This is a genomic window from Neobacillus drentensis, assembly GCF_036965245.1.
Classification (GTDB): domain Bacteria; phylum Bacillota; class Bacilli; order Bacillales; family Cytobacillaceae; genus Neobacillus; species Neobacillus drentensis_G.
In genome coordinates this window covers 1-23,898 of sequence record NZ_JBALPG010000104.1, presented here as the reverse complement: position 1 = coordinate 23,898, position 23,898 = coordinate 1, and the positions used below count along the sequence as shown (strand labels likewise).

At 36.8% G+C, this 23,898-nt stretch carries 19 protein-coding genes and 1 pseudogene; 15 read left to right on the top strand and 5 right to left on the bottom strand.

What is annotated here, in order from left to right; all coding sequences use genetic code 11:
• Positions 1-433: 433 nt before the first annotated feature.
• The 4 genes from poxB (at position 434) to V7150_RS19340 (ending at position 4,154) form a co-directional block, all read left to right on the top strand.
• The gene (poxB, locus tag V7150_RS19355; protein ID WP_335521573.1) at positions 434-2,158 is read left to right on the top strand and encodes a ubiquinone-dependent pyruvate dehydrogenase; all 1,725 of its coding nucleotides are present in this window, start codon (positions 434-436) and stop codon (positions 2,156-2,158) included.
• A gap of 49 nt (positions 2,159-2,207) precedes the next feature.
• Positions 2,208-2,372, top strand: coding sequence for a hypothetical protein (locus V7150_RS19350; protein WP_335521571.1), 165 nt, complete (start codon positions 2,208-2,210; stop codon positions 2,370-2,372).
• Between the two features lie 194 nt (positions 2,373-2,566).
• Positions 2,567-2,914 carry a hypothetical protein gene (locus V7150_RS19345; protein WP_335521569.1) on the top strand — a complete coding sequence of 116 codons (348 nt, stop codon included), beginning with the start codon at positions 2,567-2,569 and terminating at the stop codon, positions 2,912-2,914.
• Between the two features lie 289 nt (positions 2,915-3,203).
• On the top strand, positions 3,204-4,154 hold the full coding sequence (locus V7150_RS19340) for a ribose-phosphate diphosphokinase (protein ID WP_335521567.1): 951 nt from the start codon (positions 3,204-3,206) through the stop codon (positions 4,152-4,154).
• Between the two features lie 535 nt (positions 4,155-4,689).
• Here the strand turns inward: V7150_RS19340 and V7150_RS19335 are convergent.
• Positions 4,690-5,157, bottom strand: a complete 468-nt coding sequence (locus tag V7150_RS19335) for a low molecular weight protein-tyrosine-phosphatase (RefSeq protein WP_335521565.1) — start codon at positions 5,155-5,157, stop codon at positions 4,690-4,692.
• 282 nt (positions 5,158-5,439) lie between these two features.
• On the opposite strand from V7150_RS19335, the gene V7150_RS19330 reads away from it, so the two are divergent.
• Positions 5,440-6,750, top strand: a complete 1,311-nt coding sequence (locus V7150_RS19330) for an MFS transporter (RefSeq protein ID WP_335521563.1) — start codon at positions 5,440-5,442, stop codon at positions 6,748-6,750.
• A gap of 292 nt (positions 6,751-7,042) precedes the next feature.
• Here V7150_RS19330 and V7150_RS19325 read toward each other — a convergent pair whose 3' ends face one another.
• Positions 7,043-7,201 (bottom strand): hypothetical protein, encoded by a 159-nt coding sequence (locus V7150_RS19325; RefSeq protein WP_335521561.1) that lies wholly within the window; start codon positions 7,199-7,201, stop codon positions 7,043-7,045.
• Positions 7,202-8,554: 1,353 nt separating this feature from the next.
• Between V7150_RS19325 and V7150_RS19320 the strand changes: the two genes are divergently transcribed.
• Positions 8,555-9,148: a class I SAM-dependent methyltransferase gene (locus V7150_RS19320; RefSeq protein ID WP_335521559.1), complete on the top strand. Its 594-nt coding sequence runs from the start codon at positions 8,555-8,557 to the stop codon at positions 9,146-9,148.
• 447 nt (positions 9,149-9,595) lie between these two features.
• Here V7150_RS19320 and V7150_RS19315 read toward each other — a convergent pair.
• A pseudogene (locus V7150_RS19315) lies at positions 9,596-9,742 on the bottom strand (IS3 family transposase); the annotation flags it as partial.
• 431 nt (positions 9,743-10,173) lie between these two features.
• Here V7150_RS19315 and V7150_RS19310 point away from each other — a divergent pair.
• From V7150_RS19310 to V7150_RS19290, 5 genes are all read left to right on the top strand, one after another.
• On the top strand, positions 10,174-11,391 hold the full coding sequence (locus tag V7150_RS19310) for a metallophosphoesterase family protein (protein WP_335521557.1): 1,218 nt from the start codon (positions 10,174-10,176) through the stop codon (positions 11,389-11,391).
• Between the two features lie 528 nt (positions 11,392-11,919).
• Entirely contained in the window at positions 11,920-15,435 is a 3,516-nt protein-coding gene (locus tag V7150_RS19305) for a S8 family serine peptidase (RefSeq protein ID WP_335521555.1), read from the top strand.
• A 426-nt stretch (positions 15,436-15,861) separates the two neighbouring features.
• Positions 15,862-16,764 carry a PhzF family phenazine biosynthesis isomerase gene (locus V7150_RS19300; protein ID WP_335521554.1) on the top strand — a complete coding sequence of 301 codons (903 nt, stop codon included), beginning with the start codon at positions 15,862-15,864 and terminating at the stop codon, positions 16,762-16,764.
• A 247-nt stretch (positions 16,765-17,011) separates the two neighbouring features.
• Positions 17,012-17,389 (top strand): VOC family protein, encoded by a 378-nt coding sequence (locus V7150_RS19295; protein ID WP_335521553.1) that lies wholly within the window; start codon positions 17,012-17,014, stop codon positions 17,387-17,389.
• 558 nt (positions 17,390-17,947) lie between these two features.
• The gene (locus tag V7150_RS19290; protein WP_335521551.1) at positions 17,948-18,358 is read left to right on the top strand and encodes a hypothetical protein; all 411 of its coding nucleotides are present in this window, start codon (positions 17,948-17,950) and stop codon (positions 18,356-18,358) included.
• Between the two features lie 608 nt (positions 18,359-18,966).
• On the opposite strand, the gene kynA is transcribed toward V7150_RS19290, so the two are convergent.
• Positions 18,967-19,824: a tryptophan 2,3-dioxygenase gene (gene kynA, locus V7150_RS19285; RefSeq protein WP_335521549.1), complete on the bottom strand. Its 858-nt coding sequence runs from the start codon at positions 19,822-19,824 to the stop codon at positions 18,967-18,969.
• 473 nt (positions 19,825-20,297) lie between these two features.
• On the opposite strand from kynA, the gene V7150_RS19280 reads away from it, so the two are divergent.
• From V7150_RS19280 to V7150_RS19270, 3 genes are all read left to right on the top strand, one after another.
• Positions 20,298-20,687: an iron chaperone gene (locus tag V7150_RS19280; RefSeq protein ID WP_335521575.1), complete on the top strand. Its 390-nt coding sequence runs from the start codon at positions 20,298-20,300 to the stop codon at positions 20,685-20,687.
• A 110-nt stretch (positions 20,688-20,797) separates the two neighbouring features.
• Entirely contained in the window at positions 20,798-21,358 is a 561-nt protein-coding gene (locus V7150_RS19275) for a class I SAM-dependent methyltransferase (RefSeq protein ID WP_335521547.1), read from the top strand.
• A gap of 83 nt (positions 21,359-21,441) precedes the next feature.
• Positions 21,442-22,059, top strand: coding sequence for a hypothetical protein (locus V7150_RS19270; RefSeq protein ID WP_335521545.1), 618 nt, complete (start codon positions 21,442-21,444; stop codon positions 22,057-22,059).
• 47 nt (positions 22,060-22,106) lie between these two features.
• Here V7150_RS19270 and V7150_RS19265 read toward each other — a convergent pair whose 3' ends face one another.
• Positions 22,107-22,262, bottom strand: coding sequence for a hypothetical protein (locus V7150_RS19265; RefSeq protein WP_335521543.1), 156 nt, complete (start codon positions 22,260-22,262; stop codon positions 22,107-22,109).
• 328 nt (positions 22,263-22,590) lie between these two features.
• On the opposite strand from V7150_RS19265, the gene V7150_RS19260 reads away from it, so the two are divergent.
• Positions 22,591-23,835, top strand: coding sequence for an aminopeptidase P family protein (locus V7150_RS19260; protein ID WP_335521542.1), 1,245 nt, complete (start codon positions 22,591-22,593; stop codon positions 23,833-23,835).
• The last annotated feature ends 63 nt before the right edge of the window (positions 23,836-23,898 follow it).

Sequence of the window (23,898 nt, the reverse complement as noted above, 5' to 3'; positions counted from 1 at the left end):
CAATAAATTGGTATGAAGTTTTAGATTTTATGTTCATAAAATCTGATTAGCAAAAAAATGATAATTATAAAAATGAAGATTGTAAAAAGAAAATAGCTATGGAAATCAAGGTGTCTGAACCCCAGAGGAGTAAAGCGTTACTTCAACGGGGGTCAGACACCATTTTTTTATAAAAATACGTAACTTATTTGTATCGGAAAATATAAACAACACAGATTGAAGTTGCTCCAATAAAGACTTTTAAAATTTATCCATTTCAGCATTATGTAAAAAAGCCAAATTTGCCGATTCATTTCCTGACGACCATTTTATAGTGCATAAAGGAAAGTGAAAGTAGAAATGCTACAAGTAAAATTTAAAAATTATTCCAGGAAATTGTTAAAGTGGTGCTTTGAGATCTATTTTTCAAATAACCATAAAAAAGGAGAAGAAAATGGCAAAAACAATAGCGGATGTATTAATTGAAACCTTGATAAATGCTGGGGTGAAGAGAATTTATGGTATTGTTGGCGACTCATTGAATGCTGTTTTGGATTCAATTAGACGTTCGGAAAAAATTGAATGGGTTGGAGTTCGCCATGAAGAAGTAGCCGCTTTTGCAGCAGGTGCTGAAGCATTGTTAAATGATCATATTGCTGTTTGTGCAGGGAGCAGTGGTCCTGGAAACCTGCATCTAATCAATGGTCTATATGACTGCAATCATTCTCGTATTCCTGTACTTGCCATTGCTGCTCATATTCAAAGCAGTGAAATTGGGAGCGAATTCTTTCAACAAACACGTCCGGAACTTATTTTCCAAGACTGTGCCCACTCCATAGAAACGGTTCAAAGAGCAGAACAAATGCCATCAATGGTAAATTTGGCATTGCAGACGGCCATCGCAAATCGCGGCGTTTCCGTTCTCGTTCTTCCCGGTGATGTTGCTGCATTAGATGATAATGTGGAAGTTACCACCGTTCCAGTCCATACAGCAGAACCTGTGATTCGTCCATCCAACGATGATTTAACGAAACTGGCTGAATATCTAAATAACGGCCAGAAGGTGACATTGCTTTGTGGCGGAGGCTGTGCTGGAGCACATGATGAGTTAATGAAACTTTGTCATAAATTAAAATCCCCAATGGTCGTAGCACTGAGAGGAAAAGAATTTCTTGAATATGATAATCCATATTATGTAGGTTTGACTGGATTAATTGGATATTCTTCAGGTTATCATGCGATGATGGATTGCGATGTTCTCTTGATGTTAGGAACTGACTTCCCATACAGACAATTCTATCCTAAAAATGTAACCATTCTTCAAGTGGATATTCGATCAGCACATCTTGGACGTCGTACTCCGCTAGCGCATGGAGTAGTTGGAAAGGTGAAAGATACAGTTGAAGCATTGTTACCACTTCTTGACGAAAAAGATAACGATCAATATTTAGAAAAACATGTGAATGCCTATAGAAAAGTTAGAGAAGGACTTGATGAGCTTGCAGTTGGTAAACCAGGCCGCAAACCCATTCACCCACAATATTTAACAAAAGTCGTCAGTGATTTAGCAGATGAAAATACTGTTTTCACATGTGACGTTGGTACTCCGACACTTTGGTCTGCACGTTATTTAAAAATGAATGGAAAACGCCGCCTGCTTGGGTCATTCAATCATGGTACGATGGCAAATGCTCTCCCACAAGCAATTGGCGCAGCAATTGCCCAACCTGGCCGGCAAGTTGTAGCCCTTTGCGGAGATGGCGGGCTTTCGATGTTAATGGGTGATTTACTTACACTTCGTAAACATAAATTACCGGTAAAAGTCGTTGTATTCAATAATAACTCCCTAAGCTTTGTTGAATTGGAAATGAAAGCAGCAGGATACCTTGAAACAGGTACTGAACTTGTAAGTACTGACTTTGCCGCGATTGCTCAAGCTATGGGGTTGGAAGGTATTCGTGTTGAAGACCCCGCAGATCTTGAAGGTGCTGTGAAACACGCGTTTACACATGACGGCCCATACATTATTGATGTTGCAGTAAACCGTCAAGAATTATCTTTACCACCTAAAATTACTTATGATCAAGCACAGGGATTTTCCCTATGGATGCTTAAAGCGGTATTAAATGGTCATGGTAATGAAATAATTGAAGTGGCGAAAACAAACTTGTTTCGTTAATGTGAAAAAATTTTATTGATAATAGGCTGGCCAAGTTAACCGGCCCCGATTGAATAATGATACCATAGTAGCTGATCCCCTTGAGAGAGCAGGCTTTTGTTTAACCGGACATGTTGCTGCATGTTCGGTTTTTGGTGTCTTGCACGAACCGGTATTTACTGTATTCTGCCGTATGACAACAAATTGTATGGATGAACTTGACATGGAATTATGACGGGGAATTCAAAAGAATTATAGAAAAAGAAACACATATTAAAGAAACGTGAAGAGGTTAATTGATGGTAATCGAAAATTTTTTGAAATATTGGCGAGAGTAATACCAGCAAAAAGTTGGTGTTATAAAACTGTCTCAAAACATACACTTTTCTTAATAACGTATTCATTTTTAGACATTAAGGAGAGAGAGCAATGAACTTCGAGATGCAAAAAGCGAATATGCTGGCGGAACATATAAATGGTTTTATTAAATATGTCCAAAGAAGTTATAAAAGTAAAAACAGTCTTCATTCAAACAAAGATAAAATATATAAAATTAAACTGTGGATGGAGGATTTTAAGTTTCAAATAATAGCCGATGAACTACTTAGAATAAATCAGTATTCCTGGGATGAAAAGTACACTTATTATCTAGTGGAACAATTTCGAAAGGGTATCAACATAATCGATGAATACGTTACCAATAACTACAACGAATTATTCATCTTTACGGCTAGACTATATACATTAAAGAACCTCAGTCAATTATTACAAAAGTGAGGAACAGGGATGATTCAATCAATTCCTTTGGTACATTTTGTGCATGAGCTATTTTCAATACTACCAAGAACGGAGATTGACCAAAGAGGCACTACCTGAAACAGATTCAGGAAATATCCGCCGTATAGAATTGCGAACACAATAATAAATTAACTAACAAAATTTTCAAGAACTGAAATCGTTGTTTTTAATGGTATATCTCCTACCACTATATTGTCTTATATAGTAAAATAAGATGAAACATGAAAGCAAAGGCGATTAGAAATCTACATAGTGTGGAGGATATAAGGTGACGTATCAACTAAATAATAGATTTAAAATGTTTACATTGAATTCAAATCAAAAACTAGCAGCCGAGATGGCCGAGCTTTTAGGCTGTGAGTTGGGTAAATGCTCTGTATCTAAATTTAGTGATGGTGAAATTCAAATTCATATTGAGGAAAGTGTTAGAGGCAGTGAGGTATTTATTGTTCAATCCACTTCCTACCCTGTCAATGAAAATATTATGGAGCTTCTTATCATGATTGATTCCTTGAAAAGGGCTTCTGCTAGTAATATTAATGTTGTCATACCTTACTATGGGTATGGGCGCCAAGATCGAAAGGCTCGTTCTCGGGAACCGATTACAGCGAAACTAGTGGCTAATCTTCTAGAAGCTGCTGGAGCAACTAGAGTTCTAACAATGGACCTCCATACTACTCAGCTTCAAGGTTTTTTTGATATTCCAGTGGAACATCTTTTTGGCGTTCCTATCCTTACACAGTATTTTGAAAACAAAGGATTAGAAAATATTGTCGTTGTTTCGCCGCATAATGGCAGCATTGGTAGAGCAAGAAAAATGGCAAAGCTATTACATGCCCCACTTGCTCTTATCGATAAAAGGAAAATTGAAGAAAATGGTGAAGAAACCCTCAATGTCATTGGGAATGTTGAAGGGAAAAATGCCATTATTATTGATGATTTAATTGATACAGCCGAAACGATTACACTAGCAGCAAAGGCGGTTGCGGAAAATGGGGCAACATCAATCTTTGCGGGCTGTACGCATCCTGTATTCACAGGTAAGGCGATTGAGAGAATTGAAATGTCACCGATTAGTGAATTAGTTGTGACAAATACAATTGAGTTACCAGAGGAGAAAAAAATCAAAAAAATAAAAACGATATCTGTTGCCCCATTGCTTGTAGAGGCGATTGATCGTATTCATAATGAGAAAGCTGTAAGTCCATTATTTGAATAAGTTCTAATATTACGAAGGGCCAAAGACCAATTTTTAGTATATGTCATCAAATCAAAAAAACGTATGTTCTTATAAATTTATTAACATGGTAAACAAAGAGCAATAGAATATGGTGGTTGGCTCGCTCCCAAACTGAAAGGGAGTGAAGCTAAATGACGTTTTGAAAAATACCCTTACTACTACATTTGCTAGTTTAATCGTAGCTATTCGATCATTTAACGTAAAAAAAATCCACCTTTGAGTTAACGACTCAGGTGGATTTTCCCTTATTAGCAGATCCCATTTAAGGGAACCGTCTATTGCTAGACCGAATGTTTCCATCCATGTTCGGTCTTTTATAATTTGTTTAGACCTGATAAAAGTTATCATTAAACTATTCTGTTTTGTAACTACTACAATAGTGTATATGTTGTTCATAGTGTTCTTGACACTTTTTTTAGGAGGAAATTGATGCTCGTTGTAATTATGATGGAAGTAGTCGCAAAATTCTATAAATAAACAACAAACCACGAATTTTTCATTCATCCATCCATGTTTATTTTAACTTTTGATCCTTGTAAATTTTCTCGAGCAATGCCTGACATCCTTCTAAAACAAGGTTATATGTTTCCTGAAAATCACCTGTGTAATAAGGATCAGGAACATCTTTATTATGGTCTGTTAAATTAAGCAAACGAAAGATTTTTGGATGATTTGGAAAGCCTGTTATCTCGGAGATGTTTCTTATATTGCTTTCGTCCATCCCGATAATGTAATCGAAATTTTCGAAATCTTCCTTTGTTAATTGGCGTCCAACAAGACCATCTGATGAGATGTTGTATTTGTTTAAAATTGCAAGCGTTCCTTTATGCGGAGGAGATCCAATATGCCATGAACTAGTAGCAGCGGAATCGACTGTAATTTTGTTGGTCAAATTTTCTTTTTTTAGTAAGTCGCGAAACAATGCTTCAGCCATCGGTGAACGACAAATGTTTCCAAGGCAAACAAATAAAACGTTGATCATGTGATTAACTCCTTTTAACCTTTTCTAACTTTCACTTACTTAATTCGTTCACTTCATGAAATGTGGAACACAATATAGATGAACAGCTATCTTCTAAGCATATTATAATAGTAAAAAAATGAAAAGTAGTAAAGCAATCTATTCTGGGAACAAAAAGTGCTTTTTTTGTCTATATAGAGATTGAAAAATAGAAATGAAGAGTAGTGGTGGGGAATGCTAGATACAAGATAGGTGGAAAGTAACATAAAGAAAATCGTTGAAAATGGAAAGGCGGACTGAGTAATGTCCCATAACGCTAATGTTTCAAAAGCTTTAGAACGGCAGCCGGATTGGCTGCAAAGGTATATTGATTCTCCGGAAAAACAAAAACAGTTATATAAACGGACGTTAATCATAGTGGTCATTTCACAAATTTTTGGTGGTGCCGGACTTGCAGCGGGCATTACTGTCGGAGCACTGATTGCTCAAGATATGCTAGGTACAGATCAATTTGCCGGGGTTCCTACTGCCTTATTTACTTTGGGTTCGGCTGTAGCAGCATATCTTGTAGGAAGGATTTCTCAACGTTTTGGACGGCGGTTAGGACTTGCCGCCGGATTCTTGACAGGTGGTATCGGTGCTATCGGAGTTGTGATTTCAGCATTAACAAATAATATTTTGCTGCTATTTGCTTCTCTATTAATCTATGGAGCCGGCACAGCAACTAACCTCCAAGCACGCTATGCGGGTACTGACATGGCTAATACTAAACAGCGGGCGACAGCTATCAGTATTTCCATGGTCTCGACCACGTTCGGAGCTGTTGCTGGACCAAACTTGGTTGACGTAATGGGAGGATTTGCTGCATCAATTGGTGTGCCTGCTTTAGCTGGGCCTTTCATTCTGGCAGCCGCAGCATTCATTCTAGCCGGTTTGGTACTCTTAGTTTTTCTCCGCCCTGATCCTCTCCTAGTGGCAAACGTCATTGAAGCAGTGAAAAGCAGGGAAAAGGAAGATCTTTCAATTGTAAACACCAACAGCACTCAAAGAATAGAGAGAAGAGGACTTATAGTTGGAACTACACTAATGATTTTAACTCAAATGGTTATGGTTGGCATTATGACCATGACACCAGTCCACATGAGGCACCATGGACATGGACTGAGTGAGGTAGGGATGGTCATCAGCATTCATGTGGCCTTCATGTACCTGCCATCATTCGTGACTGGTATTCTCGTTGATAAGATTGGCAGAACTGCAATGGCAATTGCTTCTGGTGTTACTCTGCTTGCTGCCGGTGTTTTTGCTGCAATTGCACCTGCAGATTCCATGCTATTTCTCATCGTCGCACTCGCTTTGCTTGGGCTTGGCTGGAACTTCGGTTTGATTTGCGGCACAGCACTCATCGTAGATGCAACCCATCCCACTACACGTGCAAAAACGCAAGGAACTGCTGATGTATTGATAGCATTAGCTGGAGCAACCGGGGGAGCGCTTTCAGGGATGGTTGCTGCCCAATCAAGTTATGCAACACTCTCACTTGCAGGAGGCTTTTTATCTCTACTGCTCCTTCCAGTTGTTGTTTGGTCCCGATATAATTCAAAAAATGGCTGATAGAAGCCATTTTTTGAATTACAGCGCTAGAAATTGCATGGAGTAGAAGAATTTTACGAAACCTAATCCAATGAGTACTATTCTAACAAAGAATGAATTACTTGATTATTCACATAAACTAAGAAAAGAATTACTCTGCGTAATTGAACCTGGGGATAAAACTTTATTAGGGAGACTTGAAGTTGTCCCACTTATAGTTTCAAAGGCCAATTCGGTCACGTATGATGTGAATAAAATTTTTTTATTTCTTTGGCTTGCTGAAAAGTTAAATTTGGAACTAATTCTTCAGAATTTACCACCCAGCATATTGTTTCACATTCTCCATATTGATTTTTTGTTCCGCAAGGTCAGAAAATGCCTGGTCCAAAATTGATACGGCTAGATCAATGTCTTCTTTTGTGATCGTAAGAGGAGGGGTAATTTCAATCACGTTGCTGTTAATACCAACCAAGGTGTAGAAAAAATGAAAGTCCATTATATTCACACTGATGGATTGGCTAAGCCTGGGATTAGAGAGGAATGTGCAATTCGGGTTCGAGTCCTGACTAGGGCTCTGAACAATAATAATATCACTGCGTTTTTTACGTGGTGATATTTTTTTCCGTGGCGGCTTGGGATAATGACCGGACGAATACGATAAAGTCATTGAGACAAATCATCCTAGCATTAAAGAAACAGGGTATGACTTTTGAAACGGTTCCTGATTTAGTAAAGATCCCTTACAAAAAATAATTTCGGTCCCTGGCAGTCCCGGAAAAAGCTCGATAGGCTACCGACCACAAACCATTTTTGGTTTTATGGTAGCCAATAAGGCCGATAGGCGATCGGCCACGAACTATTTTAGGTTTTTACGGTCGCCTCATTATTTTTTCTCCATTGAGAACATTCCGCTATTTCTTTCCACATATCTAACAATTTGATAGAAGCCGTTTTAAAGATTTATTTTCTTTTTTTAGTGCCCTAATACTTTTAATAGAAGATTTAATTATGGTTTACATTTCTTTTATTATGTAAACTCTATTTATCTTGAAAAAAGTAGATGACTTAGCCTAGTATTTAAAAAACGTCTGGATAATATCAAAGAGAATCAGAAACTCAATAATCCAATCTATGAAAAGTCCGCGGATTGAATGGCTTATGGTGGAATTTCTTTACTATATTAAGAATCAAACAGTCAAATGATGAAGATTGTGGAGCAATTTGACGAAGACTCTCTAGAGAGGAGAGTCTTTTTAATTTCTCGATACCTTTCCGGAATGGTTAAGCCATTTCTTTCATCATCCCAAGCTATTGAGCTTATCTTCCAACCACAGTGCGTGCAAATGAACTTTATCGTTTTCATGCCCATTGTATCAAATGCTTCGTCAGACAACACACCTATTTTCGATACAGGCTGAAGCGATGAGCGATATTTCCGAAAATCTCTGTGATTTCGTACACTTCTTCTTCCTTGAAATTCATCAAGTTCCCTTCTCTTAAAAGTTTCTCACGGGGTTCGATAAACTGCTGAAGACTGTAAATAATAGGAGCGCAATCTGTATTTTTAATGATCATTGACTCTGGAATAAAAAATTCAGTAAGATGTTTGATCGAATTCTGAAAATAATCAAAAGATTAATTTTGCTTATGTATCTAGTTTTTCATCCACGTTGATTTATATATTACTTTTGAAAATGTATACGTATTATTAGCTGTCCTATCCCCTCAATAAATATCGCAATAACACAGTTATTTAACAAAGCCCTATGATAAAATAAATCCTAAATGTGATTGCGGTCCACAAATGATGTTGGAGTTGAAAAGTATGGGTAGTATATTTGCGAAATCTTACGACTTTTTTATGAGGCCATTGGAAAAAAAGAAATTTAATCAGATTCGAAAGGAACTTTTAGCAAATGCTACGGGGAGTGTCCTTGAATTGGGATCGGGGACTGGAGTAAATTTCTCTTTTTATGAGACTGCCGAAAGAGTAACAGCGGTAGAACCAAGTATGCATATGATAGAGCATTCAATTCCAAAACAAAAACAATCGCTTGTCCCAATTGAAGTAGTTCAGGCAAGTGCAGAAGATTTGCCATTTGAATCCGATACTTTTGATACCGTTGTAGCAACTCTTGTCTTTTGCACCATCCCAAATCCGGAAAAAGCAATCTTGGAGATGAAACGAGTTTGTAAACCGGGAGGGAAAATCCTCCTTTTTGAACATGTTAAAATGAAAAATCGTTTTCTCGCAGCTCTTCAGGAGTTGTTAACACCTGTTTGGAAAAAAATTTGTGATGGATGCTGTTTAAATAGAAAAACCATTGAGCTTTTGGAGCTTTATGATATTACGATTACGAAGGTTCAAAAATACTACAGTGATTTATTTGTGTATATCGAGTCTGTAAATAAGAAATGAAGAATAAGATGAAGAATAATGAATACAGACAGAAGGAAAATCCAATATAGAAAATGGTTCAAAAATAGAATGGCGGACTGAGTGATGTCCCTTTACGCTGATAATTCAAAAGCTTTAGAAAGTCAACCGGACTGGCTGCATGTTATGCAACACTCTCACTTGCAGGAGGCATCCTATCTCTAATGATTCTCCCAGTTGTTGTATAGTCCCGATATAATTCAAAAAATCGCTGATAGAAGCCATTGCCAATTCTGGAGTTAAGGCAATTAGTTAAATGGTGAAAAAATGGATATTAATAGTATTGTCCAATCACTAAGATAAGTGGACGAGTATACGAAAAATAACAGTATTCCTAAATATGGGGATTAGCTTCTCTAAAAAAAAGACTTATGATAGTAAAAAATCCTACAATTGAAGTAAGCCCATAAAGTTAGACAGGTTATTTCGTTAGGCGGTTTGTTGGGCATGAGCTCGGTATTGTATCAGGCTCATGCCTTTTAGTTTTGCCTTAATTCGTTTGTTGTTGTAGTAAATTAAATACTTTGCTGGTTCTTGCTTAAAATGTTCCACACTTTCAAATTCTTTTAGAAATAATAAAATTCCGATTTTATATTAGTGTTTATTTTAGACAAAATCTGCTCAATGGCAGGACTTGAGGCAGATACAATTGGTGGTTTTGATGTGATGCTGATGAAACAGCAAAAAGCTGAAGGAGAAGCCAACGTTACTACCGTATTATTTAATCACTAATACGAATTATTACACAACCGAATTAATGTAATGGGTATTTATCCTATTAATGGTGAAGATTATGAAGTAGGTGATACTACTGCGTTAACTCGACATGAAAGACGTGTCTCTATTTTTTGTCAGATGTGTCACTGGGGTTTGGTAGATTCTTTTACTTTTACCATATTGATATCTAAAATTTACAAAATGTAAATAGAGAATTAATAACTCATTGCTATGCTATTGATAGATTTATTTTTTAAATAATCAATAAAATCAATGAGGAGGTAGTATTGATGGTTAATCACGATTCACAAAAAGGATTGGACAGACGGAAATTTATCAAAATTGGAGGAATGAGTACCCTTGCCTTAACACTTGGGTCAGCTGGGATTCCTAGTGACTTGTTCACTGGTATTGCCCATGCCGAAGCACATGATGGCAGCTTCCTGCAATTTAATCCGGATGGAAAATTCAAAATTGTACAGTTTAATGATACACAAGACGATGAGTACATTGATCGCCGAACTGTACAATTGATGGAAAAAGTACTAGATACGGAAAAACCAGACTTTGTAGTACTTAACGGCGACAACATTACTGGTGGCTGCGACACACCTCTTGAAATGAAACAAGCCATTAATAATATAGCCCAACCGATGGAGCAACGAGGCATTAAGTGGGCGATTACGTATGGGAATCACGATGAAGATTCCACTCCAAATAGCGGTCTTAATGAAGAGGACATGCTCAATATTTATATGACCTATAAACACAATATGAACAAACCTGGAATCAAGGGCATAACTGGAACCGGAAATATGAATATGCTAATTAAAAATTCTAAGGGAACGGATGGAGCTTTCAACCTTTGGCTGCTTGATAGTGGCAGGTATGCTCCACAAACAATTGCCGGTCAGGATTTTGCAGGGTACCCGACATGGGATTGGCTCCGTTTTGATCAGGTAAGCTGGTATTATGAGGCGTCTAAAAAATTAGAGAAGCAATGGGGTCATAAGGTTCCGTCACTTGTATTTATTCATATTCCTCTTTGGGAACATCGATTTATGTGGTTTGGAAGTGTTGATGGAAGAACAGATGCCCATCATGCCAAAGCGCTAAAAAAACACAATATTGTTGGGGAACGAAACGAAGATGAATGTCCAGGTCCAGTTAACAGCGGAATGTTTTCGGCGATGCTGGAAAGAGGAGATGTAAAGGGTGTCTTTTGCGGACATGACCATGTAAACACCTATATGGGCAATTATTATGGAATTTTGCTTGGATATGCAGGCAGCGCAGGTTTTGGTACATACGGCTTACCAGGAGCTGATAGAAATCGCTTGCGTGGCGCAAGGGTGTTCAACCTAGATGAAAACACGAAGGATGTTCTTGTGGAAACCCATATGGTTTTTGCGAAAGACTTTGGCATTGATTTGACAGCCAATGACCAAAGCATTCCACCTGCCCCAATTGATGAAAACAAGAAGAAAGAAAAAACCGAAAAAAGCTAAGTAGCAGTAACAAATCTAATAAACATAGATACCCTCCATTCATACGAACTATTGATGGAGGGTATTTCACGAGAACTAGATGAATTGTTAAATGTTCCTTTTTTAGAGTTTGCAGATAATATTTCACTAATTATTAACCCAATTTTGTAAGAAAAATGCTATGCTGCAATTAATTGCTTTTGCAGTCAGTATTCTATCAATCCTTCGGAATATCCTCATTTTAGTAAATTTGGGCACTCAGTCTTACTACATGGGTGACAGGCACCTCCCATCTCCTTTTTTATATATTAAAAAACCCCAAATTAAATAAATATATTTGGTTCTATTCGACTATATAAAATAAAGAAATAACTTTGTTTTTTATTTATTTAAGAACTTTTAAAAGAAAGATAAGGTCGAAAGCACTGTAAAATAACCCCCATAGCAATCGAATAGAAGTGACATTAATATTATCATTGTATTAATATTTTGAATTATCAGTACTAAAGACTTTTATTTTGCTAGAAAAATGAGGGGAAAGGTGCAAAGATGAAAAAGAGAAAAGGATTTCCGTACAAGGTATTTGCAACGACGACTTTAGCTGCAATGTTGTTAACATCAACGGGATTTGCGGAAGGGACACAAAATGATTCAGTTGCAGCACCAAGTATTGAGGAGATTGTGAAACAAGGACAGAAGATTTTCTTAGATGAGCAAAAACAAGCTGCTGAAGGAGTGACGGACAAGCTTGGATATAAGGATTTGAAAAAAGAAGGTTTGGCCAAACCATATAAACCAAATGAAAAGGTACGTCTGATTGTTGAGGTAGAGGAGCCAGCAACATTTTCAAAATCCATCCAAGGAAAGAAGGGGCAATTTAAGCAAAAGCAAGATCAAGTGATTGCCCATATTTCTAAGAATAAATCTGTTTCTAAAGTAAAGCATCGTTTCTATGAAGGCTTTAACGGCTTTAGTATAGAAACAGAGTTTCGTAATGTAAAAGAAATTCAAGCAACTCAAGGAGTAACCAATGTTCATATCGCAAGAACGTTCCAACCATCTATGGGGGCAAGCAAAGAAATGGTACAAGCCCAAAAAGTATGGGAGCAATACGGATATGAAGGTGAAGGATTGCTTGTTGCCATCGTTGACTCCGGACTGGACTACACGCATAAAGATATGACGTTGACAGAAAAAGGAAAAACAAAAGAGAAATGGACCAAAGAGGGCATTCAAGGTAAATTTGCAGAAACTGATGTGAATGAAGTATGGTTTAGCGACAAGGTTCCAACAGGCTATGACTGGGCTGATAATGATACAGACGTAATTCCACGCGGTCAATATGGAAATTCGCATAGTATGCATGTTGCGGGTACTGTAGGAGCAAATGGTGACGAAGCAAACGACGGGGTAAAAGGTGTTGCACCAGGAGTGCAGCTGCTAGCGGAAAAAGTATTCTCAGATAATGGCGGCGGAGCTTATGAGGATGATATTATTGCTGGTATTGAGCACGCGGTAATAATGGGAGCAGATGTTATTAACATGAGCTTGGGCACGGACGCAGGATTTGTTGGGGAGGAAAACGACCCAATACAAAAGGCAATTCGCCAAGCAACGGAGCAGGGTACGCTTGTAGTTGTAGCGGGAGGGAACTCTGCTTACAGTACAAAAAATAGCATCATGCCTGCTTCTGCTAAACCGTACGCCGAAAATCCGGATATCGGAACAGTTGGAGAACCATCTGTAAGCCCGTTTGCCTTATCAATTGCCTCCTATGAAAATATGAAAATGCATATGAACACGTTGGCAGAAGCAAATGGTTTACAGCTTCCTTACCAAGACCAGACGCATGTAGACTTCAAGCTTTCTAAAGTATTAATACCAGGTGAGAGCTATGAATTGGTGTATGTAGGGGAAGGGAACACTGCAGGTTTTACCGGAAAAGATGTAGCGGGCAAAATTGTAGTTGCAAAACCGAAACAAAAATACGGATTATACAGCTATATTCAATCGGAAGCGAAAAAGAAAGGGGCCAAGGCAGTAATCCTTGTTCCTCCATATGATGAAGCTGACTTTCCGTTTGTATATTTCAGTCCTTATTTGACCCCAGCGGCAACGACAAGTAAAACGGCAGGAGATGCTTTAATCTCAAAAATTACAAGCGGTCAAATAGTAAAAATGCAAATGTCAAAAGGAACATGGATTGAAAATCCTGATAAGAATACCATATCAGATTTTTCATCCTTCGGGACACCGCATACGTTAGACTTTAAACCGGAGCTGTCTGCACCAGGAGGAAACATATATTCAACCGTTCCGGGAAATGAATATGAGATAATGAGCGGAACATCAATGGCAACACCTCATGTAGCAGGAGGTTCAGCCTTATTGCTGCAAGCATTATATGAAAAAGGATTATCTCATTCAAAGGATGCAGCGTTAAAAGCAAAAATAGCATTAATGAATACTGCACAGGTAGTTCAGGATCCGCGCACCAATAATGAAGTACCTTATTCACCGCGTGTACAAGGATCGGGCTTAATGCAAATTAAAAATGCAATTAAAACCCCTGTTATTGTTACAAGCAAAAATACTTCGTTAGAGCAAGCTGGAGCAGTTACGTTAAAAGAGATAAGTAGTAACAACGCACACTTTAAGTTAAATGTAGAAGCACTTCAAAAAGTCGATGTAAAAGACTTAGAATACACGGTGTATGTAGATGTGTTAACGGACAGCACAGAAACGAAAGAATTTGACTTAGATAATGATGGTACATTGGATTCCAAAGAATATTTAACGTTAACAAGCAAGTGGGTACAGGGTGCTTCGGCATCTGTGAACGGGGAAAAAGTAACTAATACTCAAGGAAAGACATTAAAAATTAAGCCAGGACAAGAAAAGAGTCTTGATGTTCAGGTTTCATTACCGGCAAGCTTAAAGCAAGGAACTTTTGTAGAGGGTTATGTTCGTCTGGTGCCAACCGGTAAAAACAGTGATTCAGCAGTTCCATTAACAGTTCCATACATGGGATTCTATGGTAAATGGGATCAGTCGAATAACCTTGATCCTGTTGCTTGGGATAAAGATGCTTTCTTAGGATATACGGTACTTTGGAACGATGAAGGTGCACAATTCCCGATGGGTTATGACCCATATACTGGAACGTTTAATATGGATCGGATTGTTATTTCTCCAAATGCTTTTTTGCCAGGAGTATTCCCAACATTTACAACACTTCGCAACTTAGAGAAAACAGAAATGTACGTGGAGAATGAAAAAGGAGAAATGGTACAATACCTTGGCGACTTTAGTGAATATACTGGGAAGCCGTGGAAGTTCCGTAAAAATATCATGGCATACCGAAACTACATGAACGGTGGTTATTTATGGGATGTAAAAGACCAAAGTGGACAAGCAGTCAAGGATGGCACTTACAACTATGTTATTAAAACAACGCTTGATTATAAAGGAGCGAAACCGCAAGAAGTAAGACTACCTGTTAAGGTTGATTCAGTTGCTCCGGTCGTAACCGATATCCAAGTGCAGCCAAAAGATAGTCAATATGAAATTTCCTTCAAGGCAGTGGATAATGAAGGAGGAAGCGGTTATAACGGTGCAATCGTTTGGTATAACGGAAAGTATAAACCATTAGACGAAGGACAAACATCGGTACTTGTAAAAGAAGAGCCAAAGAGTGTAGTAGTATTGGGCGTCGATTATGCCCTTAACCATAGCTATTCAGTTTGGGGAGATCCTTCTTATATAAATGAAGGAATGCTTGTCAGCTATTTCAGTGTATATCCAAATAAAAATGTCAATGCAAGCACTCCTGCTGGAATTAATGGATTCGCTAGTAACCGTGTGAATTGGACAATATACATTAAAGATGAAAACGGCAAGGTTGTCGACACTATCGTGGCTGAAAATGAGCATGAAATTCACTTACAATGGACTCCGAAAGCGGATATTCCAAGCGGAACGTATAAGGTATCAGCTGAAGTGGCAAACAAACAAGGCTTTAAAGTCACGACAAGTCCTGAAACAGTAACGGTTTTGCAACAATAAGGAAAATATACGAAATGGCCGGCCTCACTATTGATGAGCCGGCTTTTTCTTTAAAGTTTGCTATATAGGTAGAAAATGTCGGAAACAGACAAAAAGATGGAAGCAGAAAAAAGATGTAGAAATAATAATTAAAAGTTGGAAACATATTAATGATTTGTTAGGATTTATCTAAATAAAGATTTATTGAACTTACGGGTGTATGAGTTGAAATCACTGCAATTCTTATTGTCTCTTTTTTTTGGATTAAAGAGTGAACGAAAAAGCTAAAATTCTTAATGTCTACTTATTTAGTATTAGCTTTAAAAATAGGGACTGCTGCGGCATTCCTCTTTTTCTTTTTGCACGAACCGTTCGATTAGTGAAACAAGCATCAGTAATGAATGAAAAAAAATAAAAGCTTTTATTTTGAAGAATGGGGGTATATGAGTGAAATTGGTAGTGGTAAATCAATATGATGTGTTTAGTAAAGAACCTAATAAAGGTAATCCAGCGGGGGTAGTTATAAACGGAGATGTCCTAACTGATCAAGAAATGCAAGAAATAGCGTTCAAAGTTGGTTTTAATGAGACATCTTTTCCTATTAAGTCGGAGGTAGCAGACCTTCAAATCCGGTTTTTTACACCTGGATATGAAATGCCCCTTTGTGGTCACGGAACCATGGCTGCAGTATATGCGTTAAAAACAAAAGGATTATTGGGAGATAAAACGGATTTAACCATTGAAACAAAAGCTGGGATATTGCCCATAAAAATTAATACAACAACTGATAGTGAAATATTAATAACAATGAAACAGGCTTCACCTCAATTTGAAGAATTTAAAGGGTCAAGGGAAGCTTTAGCAAATTCAATTGGATTAAACGTGTCGGATATTCGTAATGATTTACCAATTGTCTATGGAAGTACAGGTACATGGACACTATTAGTTCCCATTAAACAACTTTGTGCTTTTAAAAAAATGAATCCAAATAATAAAGAATTCCCAGCTATTTTAAAAGAAATGCCCAAATCTTCTATCCATCCTTTTTGTATGGAAACCTTTGATCCCAATGCTGATATGCACGCGAGGCACTTTTCTTCTCCATATTCCGGTACCATTGAGGATGCGGTTACAGGAACGGCTTCAGGAGTCATGGGGGCCTATTTTGCTAAATATATAATAGACAACAAATTTGTTGAACCTTTACATCTAATTGTAGAGCAAGGAACCGAGATTAAAAAAAATGGCAGGGTAATGGTACAGATTTCAAAAAGTAATGAGGATTATGATGTTGAAATTACTGGAAGTGCAGTTCATGTTAAGGATCTCGATATTTTACTAGAAGATTAATAATGCTTTTCAACTATTAAAAATACTTCAAACGTTTATACTTGGAAGACTTTTTGGAGAGGTTTTTTTGTTGTAGTATGAAATTATTTTAGTATTTATAAAAAATTGTTAAACGATCAGCTGGTTTATTTCAACATAATTCTATATATAGCAGCTTTGCATAACAAAAATTAATTAAAAAATTGCTTTTAATTTTTTGGGTTGATAAACTGATTTATACAACTCAATGATTAAAAGGAGAGTTACTGTGATTAATAAAATTGGAAAAATTACTGTATATGTACAAGATCAAGAAGAGGCAAAGGATTTTTGGTTAAATAAAGTCGGCTTTGTCTTAAAAGTGGAACAACCTATGGGCCCTGACGCGTCTTGGATAGAAGTTGGACCTAGTGAAGACGAATTTACTACTATAGTTCTTTATTCTAAGTCTGCAATGGAACAACATCAACCCTCTAAAGTTGCACATCCATCCATTCTTTTCAGCACAACTGATATCGAATCTGCTTATGAGAAAATGAAACAAAATGGAGTAGAAGTAGAGGAAATGTTAAGATTGCCGTTTGGAACCATGTTCTCATTTAAAGATCAAGATGGAAATGATTACTTATTAAGGGAAGATAAATAGGTAAAGGAAAAACTGTTTTCACTTGTATTTCATGAATATTAAAATTTTCATAAAAAAGATGTAATAAAACGAAGGCAAAAAAGGCAGGGTTATTTTGACTTTATATAACCCTGCTTTTACTGTGTCATCGAAAAAAGAACCTATTCTTTAATAAACGCATCCGTTAGCTGTCCATGATGCATTTACACCACTACTATGACCAACTTTTGAAAACATCTTAAAAGCACAAGGCTTTTACCACGAACTCTCCGCAAGTTGCAAATTGAATGAATAATCTTCATAAAAAATCATGAAAAATCATCTTCTAAGAATAAATGATCCTTATTGATAAAATTCCATCACTCATATTGGGTAGCTGTTGTATTTTTTAGACAAAAGTTAATAACGTTAGTGGTACAAAATTAACATTAATGTTTAATAGCTTTAAAATTTTGAAAAACTGAATTGGAATTACATTGCTCACAAACCTATTATCTGACCGAACCGAGTAAGGAAGAAATACACACTTGTATTTGTTTCGCATAAAATAAACAAAATTTAGTTCCGGGGTTGGTAATAATGGATGATCAAAAGTATATGAACCATAACGGAAAAGACTTCACCGATAATAAAAGTAAAAGAATTTTACAATTAGAAAAAGAGGTTGCATTCGGACTTTGGGTTCAAGTGTTGGGAAATATTATTGAACTTAAAGGTTTATCAGAGCTTTTTCATATCGAGGAAGATGCGAATACACTAGGTGAACAACAAATACTAACTGGTGTTTGGATTAGGACGATTGGACAAATACTTGAGGCTGTATCTGTATCAAAACAATTAAAAGAAACGGATTTACTAAAACTTATCGAAGAGCAAAAACTTGCTATCACAGGAGATCTGCTTGTATCACTTGGTTCAGCATATGAAGTAATCGGAGGAATACATGTACTAGAAGAGGAAGCAGTCAAAATACCTCGGATTGTTCCATAAAAAATGGGTGGATTTGATGTAAAATAAAAGATTATGATAGAGACCACTTCAGAGTTAGAAAAACTTTTAGACTAATAAATAGTAAGGGATGAACCAGAAAAAAATTTAGATTTTGACAGGAGTGGGTAGCTAAAGGAATTAACATACATAAAGCTTTGGACAGGAAAAGATTAAATGATTAACAAAAATATATTTATTTTCATACAACACCCGAATTGTATCTGGATTTGGCCGTTCAGAAAAAATGAATCGAGGGAATTTTCTATAGCAAACCGGGTCAGTCCACCAAATGAACTTAAGCTTTAGCGTACCAGTGCACAGACCACATTTTCCACTGCCAACCAACAAGAGAAAAGACCTTAACAAATTGTTAAGGCCTAACCTATCTTCAAATCACCGAACGGACAGGACTTCCATCTGCATTAACTGTTGGGAGATGAATGGCTGCTAATTAATAATCTCTTGGCGCAACAACGACTAATACCATTAGCTGAAGGTTGTATCTCCCGGCCAGAAAGAAATTTAATTGTCCAGCTGCTGTGAACTATCCTTCCATTTATTCATCGGTCTACAGCCTCCATTTCCACTAGCGTTTGTGACTAAGTTAACTATAGCTTCGTTCGAAGACTCAAGAGCTCAGGGAAAAATTGTTGGTCCAGAACTCTTTTTAGATAAGGTACACCGGAAGAGCCGCCTGTACCTTGCTTATGGCCGATAATTCTTTCTACCGTTGACATGTGATTAAAGCGCCAAAGCTGCTGTTGATTCCCGATGTCTAACAGTTTTTCTGCCAGCTCATATAAATCCCAGTATTTGTCTGTGTTCCGATAAACGGTCAGCCAAGCTTCCTCGACACTAAGATTTGGCTCATAGCTTTGCGACCAATCCCGAATCAGAACTTCATCATCAATAGGTAATCCATTGGCTGCAAGTGCTGAGATGGCTGCATCATAAATACTTGGTTCATGAAGTGACTTCGTTAAGGATTCATATAAGTCAATCTGATGTTTATAAACCGCCAGTGCGTGGGTTTTTTTTTGTCCTAAAGCAAACTCAATTAGGCGGTTTTGATAGGATTGGAATCCGGAAGAATGCCCAAGCTTATCACGAAACTGCATATATTCAGCAGGGGTCAAAGTAGTAAGAACGTTCCATGATTGGATTAACTGCTGTTGAATTCTTGAAACACGTGATAGCATTTTAAATGATGGTTCCAAATTGTTACGAAGAATACACTGAATCGCGGCATTCAATTCATGCAGTATTAGCTTCATCCATAATTCGCTCGTTTGATGAATGATGATAAATAGCATTTCATCGTGATGATTCGAAAGTCGATGCTGATTTGATAAAATTTGATCAAGGTGAAGATAATCACCATAAGACATGTCTTTTTGAAAATCGGTTTGAATCTCTTTTTCCAGCCCAGTAGTCTTGTTTTGCGCTCCGATTTCTTGGTTCTCCATTTATTCAATCTCCTTTTATATTAGTCTGTTTTATTTGTCTTTTTGGATTGTTCTGAAAAAAACACCGCACAACGACCTCACGTTCATTGGCAAACTTCTCATACTGCTTTTCTGTCATTAAGATTTTGAGAGTTTGGACTATCTTCCAAATCCTCTTCGTAGGTGGTATAAGAGGGCTACTGGTGCTACACGTATGATGTTTGCTGTCCGAATGTTGTGAATAATGCGCTTTCAAGGGAATCATAACAAGGAATACGAAATGGTGTCAATAACATGGCTAATCTATCTTTATTTTACCGTCGACCATAGTAGGGGGTATAATTTTGTTATAACCCCACATTCTAATTATCGATGTAAGAAAAAGTCGATATAGAAGTGTTTACTAGGTGGAGTAGAATGATGGAATAGTAAGAAAAAGAGATTAAAGGAAACAATTAATATGGTGCCTGACACCGTTCGTGAAAGGAGAAATTATGGAGGGAAATAAGATTACGTTTAAATCAATTGATGACTACATTTTACAATTCTCTACTGAAGTGCAAGAAATCCTGGAAATGGTAAGAAATGTTATAAAAGAATCAGCTCCAGATGCAGTAGAAAAGATTAGTTATCAAATGCCTACTTTTTATTTTCATGGAAATCTGGTTCATTTCGCTGCCCATAAAAAACATATAGGATTTTATCCAACTTCTAGCGGAATCGCTGCTTTTAAACATGAATTATCGGATTATAAAAGTTCAAAAGGGGCAGTACAGTTTCCTTTAGACAAGCCAATACCGTATGCTTTAATAAGCGAGATCGTTAAATTTAGAGTTGCTGAGAATATTAAGAAAGCAGAAGCGAAATTGAAAAAGAAGAAATAATTTCATTACGAGCCATTTACTATGCAAAATATTTACTAATTTGCAGCATTTTCCATTATTTAGATCTCTTGAATGGATTAATATGACTAATAGTTACAGGGAGTTTTCAAATGAACACTAAATCGAAATGGAATACGAAACATAAAGATCGTTTGTCTGATCTGATTGAACCTGCACCGAATCCTAGATTAAAGGACCTTTCTGCTTATCTTAATGGAGGAACTGCTCTTGATCTTGCTTGTGGTCTTGGCGGAAACAGTTTGTTTCTTGCACGCCTGAACTTTCAAGTCGAGGCAGTTGATATATCGGATGTTGCGATCAGCTATATTCAAGAACGAGCAATAAACGATAAGCTAACCATTCACCCCATTGTATGTGATCTAACAATATGGAATGAACTAAATTGGCAAAACAATTCTTTTGACTCAGTTGTAATCACCTATTACCTAGACCGCACACTTTTTCCCCTTGTGAAAAGCATTATAAAAGAGAATGGGTATTTTTTTATGGAAACCTACTATCAGTCACCGCAAAACGTGAATCAGGGAGTATCTAATCAATATAAACTGCAGCCTAAGGAACTGTTAGTTGAATTTGGAGATTGGAAAGTTCTAATGTTTGAAGAAAATAAACAAGAGGGACGGCAAACAATCTTTTGCCAGAAACGATAAAAGGACATAGCATTTCTGTTTGACAGAATACATGATTTTGTGGAAAATAAAACCATTGTATCCCATAAGGGAAGGAATGATTGGTGATTCTAACGAATTTCATTTTTACTTTGATATTTATTTATGGAATTTATTATTTAATTTTAAATCTATTAAACTTGAAGAAAGCAGCAGATGTCTCAAAAGAAGCCATTTATCCAATAAAGGAAAGTGAGTTCGCAGGCATAATCATTCCCAATGAGTGGAAACAGATGGAACCTCTTTCTAAAAACACAAAATCATATCGGTATGTCAAATGGGGGACCGTAGCTGCCCTTATTATGTTATTGCTTCTTTTCTTAATAGTCGTTACTTCAGATAGGATTGGCTCATCCTATTTTAGTTTGGCCTATTTGTTTTTTATCATCATTAATTCGATTCGCCATCGCGGCAACCTATTTATTTTACCTAAAGGTATCATTTTAAATGGCAAATTTGTTTTTTTTAATCAAATTAAGCATGTTGAAACAGAACAAATCGTCCGATGGCATAATTTGTACGGTCTTGATTCAAAGGTAAACAATGCCTATAAGCTGACAATTAAACTGAAAAGGACTTTATTCCAGCCCAATTTTCTAGTGGTAGAGAACGCCGCACAACTTGAACAAATTAGTGCCAATTTTCAACAGCAAGGGGTTCGTTGTGAATCCAAGTCCGCTTGAATTACGATGAACCACCATGTTTTTATTTTATCTATGATTTAACAACATTAGAAACACATCACATGCTCCAATAGTAGCTGGAATACAGGGAATTGGTCGTTTTTATCCTTCATTCTAGCTTCTAATTTTTCCAAAGCTGTTATTTCCCATTGTTGGAGTTGGTTTCGTTGTAATGCTGTATTTTCGAATATTCCGTTTATCATCCTCACCACCTAATGGTTCATTTAGTATATTTAGGGCTGGCTTAGGTAGGAAAATGTCCAGTTCAATATGGGCTGCAATTGTGCCGAACAGGTCTGTCTTTATTAGACTTCAAGCTCTAACGGAAGTGGGACTGATCCCAATTTTCAGCATTTGAATCAGGGCATTTGGTTATCCTAAACCGCTGCCTTTTTTATTATTAATTGAAAATGATTGGACTTTTGTATTACAAAAATTTCAATTCATTCGAAAACATAATTTAGTGCGAATTTTCGTTTTATAGTATAGTTAACTATGTAACTAATCCATTTTGGAAAAGGGGTAAGGATATTGTATAAGGATTTTTATATCAGAAATCGTAATCGTTTATATGAGAAGTTGGAAAATGATTCGCTGCTAGTATTGTTTGCTGGAAAAGCCCCCCAAAAATCTGCAGATGAGGCGTACCAGTTTGTGCCAAACCGGAACTTTTATTACTTAACAGGGATTGACGAACCCAATATTATCTTACTTGTACATAAAACAAATAAAGCAGTTGAAGAGCAGCTATTTATTGAAAAATCAGACCCAGTTTTAGAAAAATGGGTAGGAAAGTCTATTTCTAAAGAAGAAGCTGAAGAAGTCTCCGGAATCAGTCATATTCAATTTATTGAACAATTTGAATCCCTATTGTCGCGGATTCTCTTTACAAACTCGCTAACGAATGTATATTTAGATCTCGAAAGAAGGGAGTTAGATCTTGTAACAACAAAAGCCCAACAATTTGCAAGTAAAATCCAAGCGAATTATCCATTCCTGAAAATAAAAAATGTGTATCCTGATATTTGCGAGTTGCGTGTTTATAAAACACCTGAAGAAATCGAAGAAATGAAAAAGGCAATTGCGATCACATTTGAAGGTATCAAAAACTTAATGGGGCAAGCCAAAGCTGGCATGAAGGAATATCAGCTTGAGGCCTATTTTGATTTTATCCTTAAGTCAGAGGGTGTAAAACAATATGCGTTTAATACGATTGTTGCCAGCGGAAAAAATGGAACCGTCCTTCATTATGAAAAAAATGATGCAATAGTTGAAGAGGGCAGTCTTGTTCTGCTTGATTTAGGTGCACAATATAACTATTACAATGCCGATATAAGCTATACTTTTCCCGTGAATGGTAAATTTACGGAAAAACAAAAAACATTTTATAACATTGTTCTAAAAGCATTACGAGAAACTACAGAATTGATAAAACCAGGTGTACCATACGCCAAACTGAATGAGCATACAAAGAAGGTGCTTGCTGAAGAGTGCATCAAAGTTGGATTGATCAAGGACGAAAGTGAAATCGGAAATTATTATTATCATAGTGTCAGCCATTTTCTTGGTCTAGATACCCATGATGTTGGCAATTATAAGGACTTAATCTTCCAACCTGGAATGGTATTAACCGTTGAGCCTGGTTTATATATAGCCGAAGAAGGAATTGGAATCCGGATAGAGGATGATGTTTTAGTTACAGATGAAGGTCACGAAGTCCTTTCAAAAGATATATTCCGTTCTGTTGAAGAAATCGAAGCATTTATGAATAAATAGTTTTTGACTAAAGCTAGGGACATCCCTACTGAATTACTTGTGAGTCACAATACACATAAAAAC